This window comes from Bradyrhizobium pachyrhizi (assembly GCF_001189245.1).
Classification (GTDB): domain Bacteria; phylum Pseudomonadota; class Alphaproteobacteria; order Rhizobiales; family Xanthobacteraceae; genus Bradyrhizobium; species Bradyrhizobium pachyrhizi.
In genome coordinates this window covers 1-4977 of record NZ_LFIQ01000083.1, presented here as the reverse complement: position 1 = coordinate 4977, position 4977 = coordinate 1, and the positions used below count along the sequence as shown (strand labels likewise).

General features: G+C 65.1%; 3 protein-coding genes. 2 read left to right on the top strand and 1 reads right to left on the bottom strand.

Annotated features, from left to right (window positions below; translation table 11 throughout):
- Positions 1-66: 66 nt before the first annotated feature.
- The gene (locus AKL29_RS18300) at positions 67-528 is read right to left on the bottom strand and encodes an Lrp/AsnC family transcriptional regulator (protein WP_016841346.1); all 462 of its coding nucleotides are present in this window, start codon (positions 526-528) and stop codon (positions 67-69) included.
- Positions 529-659: 131 nt separating this feature from the next.
- Here AKL29_RS18300 and AKL29_RS18295 point away from each other — a divergent pair, with 131 nt between their 5' ends.
- Together AKL29_RS18295 and AKL29_RS18290 are read left to right on the top strand one after the other, a co-directional pair.
- Complete coding sequence (locus tag AKL29_RS18295) at positions 660-3026, top strand: transketolase (protein ID WP_050385097.1); 2367 nt, start codon at positions 660-662, stop codon at positions 3024-3026.
- 311 nt (positions 3027-3337) lie between these two features.
- On the top strand, positions 3338-4771 hold the full coding sequence (locus AKL29_RS18290; RefSeq protein WP_050385096.1) for an aldehyde dehydrogenase family protein: 1434 nt from the start codon (positions 3338-3340) through the stop codon (positions 4769-4771).
- Positions 4772-4977 lie beyond the last annotated feature (206 nt).

Below are 4977 nucleotides of genomic sequence, written 5' to 3'. Positions count from 1 at the left end.
TGGGTCCCGGCCTTCGCCGGGACGACACTGTGGGGTCGGCGTCATTCGAGTGACCAACCAACGCCCTCAAACCGGCAACGCCGTCGAATACTTCACCTGGCTCAGCGCAAAGCTGGACTCGATGGAGGCGATGCCGTCGAGCCGGGTCAGCTTGTTCTTCAGGAATGCCTCATAGGAGGAAAGGTCGGCGGCGACGACGCGCAGCAGATAGTCGCGGTTGCCGGTCATCAGGTAGCATTCGAGCACCTCGTCCCATTTCGAGATCGCGCGCGCGAAGCGGTTGAGGTCCTCCTCCTTCTGGCGCGCCAGCTTGATCGAGATGAAGACGGAGACGTGCAGCCCGATCGACTTCTGGTCGACGGTTGCGATGTAGCGAGAGATCACGCCGCGCTCCTCGAGCAGCTTGACCCGGCGGTGGCAAGGCGACACCGACAGCCCGACCTTGTCGGCGAGTTCCTGCATGGTCATGCGGCTGTCGGTCTGGAGCAGACTCAGGATCTTGCGGTCGATGGCATCGAGGGCGGGCATTGGGATGAACTCGTCAGTTGAAGTCGGATCGTGGGAATTTATCCCAATTTTTCCTGTGCTGTCGCGTGGAATTGAGATTTTCGCGGCCGCTTGCGGCAGTAACATTCCGGCATATCGCCCGGAGCATTGCCATGGGAATCGCGCCTGAACGCCTCGACATGCTGTCCGCCCTGGCCCGCAAGGTGCTGTGGCTGTCGTCGTGGACCATCCATCACGCCAACCATGTGCGGCCCTCTACCGACGGGTTGAAGGTCGGCGGCCACCAGGCCTCGTCGGCCTCGCTCGCCAACATCATGTCGGCGCTTTATTTCTCGGTGTTGCGCCCGCAGGACCGCGTCGCGGTGAAGCCGCATGCGAGCCCGGTGTTCCACGCCATCCAGTATCTGTTCGGCCACCAGACCCGCGACAAGCTGGAGAATTTTCGCGGCTACAAGGGCGCGCAGTCCTACCCCTCGCGCACCAAGGACAGCGACGACGTCGACTTCTCGACCGGCTCGGTCGGCCTCGGCGTCGCGCAGACGCTGTTCGCCTCGCTGGTGCAGGATTACGTCAAGGCGCACGGCTGGCTGCAGGACCGGCCGGAGGGCCGCATGATCGCGCTGGTCGGCGACGCCGAGATGGACGAGGGCAACATCTTCGAGGCGCTGCTCGAGGGCTGGAAGCACGGGCTGCGTAACACCTGGTGGGTGGTCGACTACAATAGGCAGTCGCTCGACGCCGTGGTGCGCGAGGGATTGTGGGCCAAGTTCGAGACCATGTTCCGCAACTTCGGCTGGGACGTGGTGATCGTGAAGTACGGCAAGCTGATGCTCGAGGCGTTCGCCGAGCCCGGCGGCGAGGCGCTGCGGCGCTGGATCGACAACTGCCCGAACCAGATGTACGCCGCGCTCTGCTTCCAGGGCGGCGCCGCGTTCCGCAAGCATCTGCGCGACGACATCGGCGACCAGGGCGAGGTGTCGGCGCTGATCGAGCGCCGCAGCGACGACGAGTTGCTGGCGCTGATGTCGAACCTCGGCGGCCACGACATGGCGAGCATGATCGAGGCCTTCGAGGCGATCGACCATGATCGGCCGGTCTGTTTCATCGCTTATACCATCAAGGGTGTCGGCCTGCCGATGCAGGGCCACAAGGACAACCACGCCGGCCTGATGACGGTGGCGCAGATGGAGAAGTGGCGCGCCGCGCAGAACATCCGCCCCGGCCACGAGTGGGACAAGTTCGAGGGCCTGTCGCAGGAGCCTGCAAAGCTCGAGGCTTTCCTGGCCGAGGCGCCGTTCAACCGCGAGGGGCGCCGCCGCCTGTCCGCGCCTGAAATCGATGTGCCGGAACGGCTGGCCTTCAAGGCCTCGGCGCAGATGTCGACGCAACAGGGTTTTGGTCTCGTGCTGCACGAGTTGGCGCGCGGCGACAGCGAACTCGCCTCGCGCATCGTCACCGCATCGCCCGACGTCACCGTGTCGACCAATCTCGGCGCCTGGGTCAACCGCCGCGGCCTGTTCGCGAAGGCGGAGAACCACGACCTGTTCCGGCAGGAGAAGATCCCATCGGCCTACACCTGGGAATATTCGCCGAAGGGACAGCACCTCGAACTCGGCATCGCCGAGATGAATCTGTTCATCATGCTGTCGGCGCTCGGCCTGTCGCACCAGATCAACGGCGCGCGGCTCTTGCCGGTTGGCACGCTGTACGATCCCTTCATCGAACGCGGCCTCGATGCGCTGAACTACGCCTGCTACCAGGATGCCCGCTTCATGGTGGCGGCGACGCCGTCGGGCATCTCGCTGGCGCCGGAAGGCGGCGCGCATCAGTCGATCAAGACGCCCTTGATCAGCATCGGGCAGGACGGGCTCGCCTCGTTCGATCCGGCCTTCGTCGATGAACTTGCCGTGATCATGGGCTGGGGCTTTTGCCACATGCAGCGGGCGGGCGCCAAGGGTGGTTCGGTTTACTTGCGACTCTCGACCCGGACGCTGGAGCAGCCGCAACGGATCATGACCCCGGACCTGCAGCGCGACATCACCGACGGCGCCTACTGGATGCGCAAGCCGGGTCCGAACTGCGACATCGTCATTGCGTATACCGGCACCGTCGCGCCGGAGGCGATCGAGGCGGTCGGCCTGATCGGCGAGAGCCACCGCGACGTCGGTCTGCTGGCGGTAACCTCCGCCGACCGGCTCTATGCGGGTTGGTCCGCCGCGCGGAATTTGCGCCGTGATCGCCGCGGCGCGCAGCATTTGAGTCATATCGAGCGCATGCTGGCGCCGCTCGGCCGCGACTGCGGCATTGTGACCGTGATCGACGGCCATCCGGCAACGCTCGGCTGGCTCGGCAGCGTGCGCGGCCACCGCGTCGAGGCGCTCGGTGTCGAGCATTTCGGCCAGACCGGCACGATCGGCGACCTCTACCGCCACTACGGCATCGATGCCAACGCCATCATCGACGCGGCGGAAAGCGTCTCGGTTGGCGCCCCGGTGCGGCATCGCAAGATGGCGGTGTAGCCCCACATCGCCGTCCGGCCTAGTGCGCAGTTGCGCACGGGGGCCGGGACCCATTACCACAACTGGCAGCAAGTAAACGCGACTCGTTCTAACAGCACCCTTTACCAATTGCCGGCGGTGGTTTTGGGCCCCGACCTTCGCCGGGGCGACGAGACCAACCTTGCCACCTGCGCGATAGCGACATTATATGCCGTTCGCGCGCACGAGCCGCGTCCCGCATATGGCGGGTTCAATTCGCCGGGCTTTCGTGCAAGGATGCCTGCCGAACGCTTTCGTTCCCCATTCCATACGCCCCGTACAAGAGGTTTCCGATGGTCAATCGCATGCAATTCTACATCGACGGCGCCTGGGTCGATCCCGTCGTCAAAGGCAAGTCCACCCCGGTCGTCAATCCGGCGACCGAAGAAGCGATGTATGAGATTGCGCTCGGCTCCAAGGCCGATGTCGACAAGGCAGTCGCCGCCGCCAAGCGCGCCTTCGAGACCTTTTCCCAGACCAGCCGCGAGGAGCGCGTCGCGCTGCTCACCAAGATCGTCGAGGTCTACAAGGGCCGCATGAAGGAGATCGGCGCCGCCGTTTCCGACGAAATGGGCGCGCCGCTGCCGATGGCCGAGAAGCTGCAGGCCGGCGCCGGCCTTGGCCACCTCATGAACACCCTCGAAGTGCTGAAGAAGTACGAGTTCGAGGAGACCATGGGCACCGCCGTGATCGTGCGCGAGCCGGTCGGCGTCATCGGCATGATCACCCCCTGGAACTGGCCGCTCAACCAGATCGCCTGCAAGGTCGCGCCCGCGCTCGCCGCCGGTTGCACCATGATCCTGAAGCCGTCGGAGTTCACCCCGACCTCGGCGCTGATCTTCGCGGAAATTCTCCATGAAGCCGGCGTGCCGAAGGGCGTGTTCAACCTGCTCAACGGCCTCGGCCCGGAGGTGGGTGCCGCGATGAGCGAGCACCCGGACATCGACATGATCTCTTTCACCGGTTCGACCCGCGCCGGCGTCGACGTCGCCAAGCGTGCAGCGCCGACCGTGAAGCGCGTCAGCCAGGAGCTCGGCGGCAAGTCGCCGAACGTGATCCTAGACGGCGCCGACCTGACCAAGGCGGTGACCGGCGGCGTGATGCACATGTTCAACAACTCGGGGCAGTCCTGCAACGCGCCGTCGCGCATGATCGTTCCGCTCTCCAAGATGAAGGAGGTGGCCGCCATCGCGAAGGGCGTCGCCGACAAGACCAAGGCCGGTGATCCGCGTGCCGACGGCACGACGATCGGACCGGTGGTCAACCGCGGCCAGTGGGACAAGATCCAGGCGCTGATCCAGAAGGGCATCGACGAGGGCGCAACGCTGGTCGCCGGCGGTCCGGGCCTGCCCGAGGGTGTCAACAAGGGCTTCTATGTCCGTCCGACCATCTTCGCCGACGTCACCAACGACATGACGATCGCCCGCGAAGAAATCTTCGGACCGGTGCTGACCATCCTCGGCGCCAAGGACGAAGCCGACGCGGTGAAGATCGCCAACGACACGCCGTATGGTCTCGCCGGTTACGTCTCCGCCGACACCGTGGAAACCGCGCGCCGCGTCGGCCGCCAGATCCGCGCCGGCAACGTCAACCTGCAAGGCGTGCCGAACGAGCGCACCGCGCCGTTCGGTGGCTACAAGCAGTCCGGCAACGGCCGCGAGTGGGGCCGCTACGGTCTGGAAGAATATCTCGAGGCCAAGGCGGTCGCCGGCTACAACGCGGCGTAAGCTGAGCCACGAGAGACAACATTCTGGCGCCGGGGCGGATCACCGCTCCGGCGTCAGCCGTTTGGAAGGTAGAAGTTTTTATCGTCGTCCCGGCGAAAGCCGGGACCCATAACCACAGGCCTTCGTTTTGCGAAGAATGCGGCCCCAGCGTGCCAGGCCAAGATCCATCGGTGGTGATGGGTCCCCTGAGTTCGCAAACGAAGTGC